Raw genomic sequence first — 1,061 nt, forward strand, 5'->3', positions numbered from 1 at the left:
AAATGGCCCTTGGAGGTCATTAGAAGGGGTTTTTATAGTGGTTCTCAAAAATTTTGAAATATTTTTAAAAAAAGAGTAAGGGTAAAACGCATTTTACTTGTCTTCCCTATAGATAGCAGAAAAAGACACCATTTGAATTACTAAAAACAGCAATCAAACCTATGGAAATAAAAAGTAAAATGCCTTTTGGGATGAATAAATTCAAAAGTAACCTTGGAGCAAGTATGTCAGAAAAGAACACACCTTTCTATTTTTCCTTTTTAAGAATTCATGTTTCCCTTGGTATTTCCTTGTTGTTCCTAATTATAATTAGTGGTTGTGATAATCATATTAATGGAATAGGTGATCCTGTAACTAAAAGTTTATCCCTGGACACTTTTACTAAGGTAGCCATTGCTCTTCCAGCAAATGTATATCTGCAACAAGGGGAAGAACAAAATGTAGAAATCGTTACTCAACAAAATATCCAGGACGAGATTAAAACTCAGGTAAACAATGGCAAATTAAAAATTGACTTTAGAAATTTTGCTACCACCACAAAAGACAATATCACCATTTATATTACTCTGCCAATGCTGGAGAATTTAATTTTAAGTGGGTCTGGAAAAATTTTTGGGGAAACCCCTTTTACCGAGTCTGAAATCCTTGAACTTGATCTTTCTGGAAGTGGGGAAATTGATTTAGAAGCAACAAGCAAAAATATCAAAGGCGATATCAGTGGTTCCGGTAAAATGTTAATAACTGGAAATTCCGAAAGTTTTGATTTAAATATTAGTGGGTCAGGGGAATTTCAAGGCTTTGGGCTTCAAACCCATACTTCGGATATAAATATAAGTGGTTCCGGAAGATCGGAGATTCATGTTATCACCCAGCTGAATGCCCACATCTCAGGAAGTGGATCCATTTACTATAAAGGTAATCCTGAAATCACAGGAAAAATTTCTGGTTCTGGACAAATAAAAAATGCCAACTAAGATAATTCTTGTTTTTTTAATATAGTGTAACCGTTAATTGTTATTTGATTTTTATTCGGCTTTTCATGTAGGCAATAGATTTTAAAT

General features: G+C 33.4%; 1 protein-coding gene. It reads left to right on the top strand.

The window, feature by feature from the left end:
• Positions 1–191 precede the first annotated feature (191 nt).
• Positions 192–974, top strand: a complete 783-nt coding sequence (locus tag E1171_RS00875) for a head GIN domain-containing protein (RefSeq protein ID WP_187696138.1) — start codon at positions 192–194, stop codon at positions 972–974.
• The last annotated feature ends 87 nt before the right edge of the window (positions 975–1,061 follow it).

The organism is Xanthovirga aplysinae (assembly GCF_009711365.1).
GTDB classification, from domain to species: domain Bacteria; phylum Bacteroidota; class Bacteroidia; order Cytophagales; family Cyclobacteriaceae; genus Xanthovirga; species Xanthovirga aplysinae.

Coding starts and splice junctions, on each gene's coding strand:
- E1171_RS00875 (WP_187696138.1), top strand. CDS start 192: ATGAATAAATTCAAAAGTAACCTTGGAGCAAGTATGTCAGAAAAGAAC.